At 32.2% G+C, this 2033-nt stretch carries 3 protein-coding genes and 1 pseudogene; 3 read left to right on the forward strand and 1 reads right to left on the reverse strand.

Features of this window, described 5'->3' with window-relative positions:
• The 3 genes and pseudogenes from F456_RS24630 to F456_RS0121400 form a co-directional block, all read left to right on the forward strand.
• Positions 1–361, forward strand: a pseudogene (locus F456_RS24630) (hypothetical protein); the annotation flags it as partial.
• Between the two features lie 377 nt (positions 362–738).
• Complete coding sequence (locus F456_RS0121395) at positions 739–906, forward strand: cop-6 protein (RefSeq protein WP_006308237.1); 168 nt, start codon at positions 739–741, stop codon at positions 904–906.
• An 80-nt stretch (positions 907–986) separates the two neighbouring features.
• Complete coding sequence (locus F456_RS0121400; protein ID WP_012816703.1) at positions 987–1586, forward strand: replication protein; 600 nt, start codon at positions 987–989, stop codon at positions 1584–1586.
• A 146-nt stretch (positions 1587–1732) separates the two neighbouring features.
• On the opposite strand, the gene F456_RS0121405 is transcribed toward F456_RS0121400, so the two are convergent.
• Positions 1733–2033 (reverse strand): rRNA adenine N-6-methyltransferase family protein (locus F456_RS0121405; RefSeq protein WP_018979060.1); only part of this gene is annotated, 301 nt, incomplete at its 5' end.

Raw genomic sequence — 2033 nt, forward strand, 5'->3', positions numbered from 1 at the left:
CTATTACACAGAAAATCAAGAATTAAAAAAACGTAGAGAGAGTTTGAAAGAAGTAGTGAATACATGGAAAGAGGGGTATCACGAAAAAAGTAAAGAGGTTAATAAATTAAAGCGAGAGAATGATAGTTTGAATGAGCAGTTGAATGTATCAGAGAAATTTCAAGATAGTACAGTGACTTTATATCGTGCTGCGAGGGCGAATTTCCCTGGGTTTGAGAAAGGGTTTAATAGGCTTAAAGAGAAATTCTTTAATGATTCCAAATTCGAGCGTGTGGGACAGTTTATGGATGTTGTACAGGATAATGTCCAGAAGGTCGATAGAAAGCGTGAGAAACAGCGTACAGACGATTTAGAGATGTAGAGGTACTTTTATGCCGAGAAAACTTTTTGCGTGTGACAGTCCTTAAAATATACTTAGAGCGTAAGCGAAAGTAGTAGCGACAGCTATTAACTTTCGGTTGCAAAGCTCTAGGATTTTTAATGGACGCAGCGCATCACACGCAAAAAGGAAATTGGAATAAATGCGAAATTTGAGATGTTAATTAAAGACCTTTTTGAGGTCTTTTTTTCTTAGATTTTTGGGGTTATTTAGGGGAGAAAACATAGGGGGGTACTACGACCTCCCCCCTAGGTGTCCATTGTCCATTGTCCAAACAAATAAATAAATATTGGGTTTTTAATGTTAAAAGGTTGTTTTTTATGTTAAAGTGAAAAAAACAGATGTTGGGAGGTACAGTGATGGTTGTAGATAGAAAAGAAGAGAAAAAAGTTGCTGTTACTTTAAGACTTACAACAGAAGAAAATGAGATATTAAATAGAATCAAAGAAAAATATAATATTAGCAAATCAGATGCAACCGGTATTCTAATAAAAAAATATGCAAAGGAGGAATACGGTGCATTTTAAACAAAAAAAGATAGACAGCACTGGCATGCTGCCTATCTATGACTAAATTTTGTTAAGTGTATTAGCACCGTTATTATATCATGAGCGAAAATGTAATAAAAGAAACTGAAAACAAGAAAAATTCAAGAGGACGTAATTGGACATTTGTTTTATATCCAGAATCAGCAAAAGCCGAGTGGTTAGAGTATTTAAAAGAGTTACACATTCAATTTGTAGTGTCTCCATTACATGATAGGGATACTGATACAGAAGGTAGGATGAAAAAAGAGCATTATCATATTCTAGTGATGTATGAGGGTAATAAATCTTATGAACAGATAAAAATAATTACAGAAGAATTGAATGCGACTATTCCGCAGATTGCAGGAAGTGTGAAAGGTCTTGTGAGATATATGCTTCACATGGACGATCCTAATAAATTTAAATATCAAAAAGAAGATATGATAGTTTATGGCGGTGTAGATGTTGATGAATTATTAAAGAAAACAACAACAGATAGATATAAATTAATTAAAGAAATGATTGAGTTTATTGATGAACAAGGAATCGTAGAATTTAAGAGTTTAATGGATTATGCAATGAAGTTTAAATTTGATGATTGGTTCCCGCTTTTATGTGATAACTCGGCGTATGTTATTCAAGAATATATAAAATCAAATCGGTATAAATCTGACCGATAGATTTTGAATTTAAGAGTGTCACAAGACACTCTTTTTTCGCACCAGCGAAAACTGGTTTAAGCCGACTGCGCAAAAGACATAATCGATTCACAAAAAATAGGCACACGAAAAACAAGTTAAGGGATGCAGTTTATGCATCCCTTAACTTACTTATTAAATAATTTATAGCTATTGAAAAGAGATAAGAATTGTTCAAAGCTAATATTGTTTAAATCGTCAATTCCTGCATGTTTTAAGGAATTGTTAAATTGATTTTTTGTAAATATTTTCTTGTATTCTTTGTTAACCCATTTCATAACGAAATAATTATACTTTTGTTTATCTTTGTGTGATATTCTTGATTTTTTTCTACTTAATCTGATAAGTGAGCTATTCACTTTAGGTTTAGGATGAAAATATTCTCTTGGAACCATACTTAATATAGAAATATCAACTTCTGCCATTAAA

It is taken from the genome of Saccharibacillus kuerlensis DSM 22868 (assembly GCF_000378145.1).
GTDB classification, from domain to species: Bacteria; Bacillota; Bacilli; order Paenibacillales; family Paenibacillaceae; genus Saccharibacillus; species Saccharibacillus kuerlensis.

What these genes read in the sequence shown, in the direction of transcription:
- F456_RS0121400 (WP_012816703.1), top strand. Translation starts at nt 987, where the DNA reads ATGAGCGAAAATGTAATAAAAGAAACTGAAAACAAGAAAAATTCAAGA.
- F456_RS0121395 (WP_006308237.1), top strand. Translation starts at nt 739, where the DNA reads ATGGTTGTAGATAGAAAAGAAGAGAAAAAAGTTGCTGTTACTTTAAGA.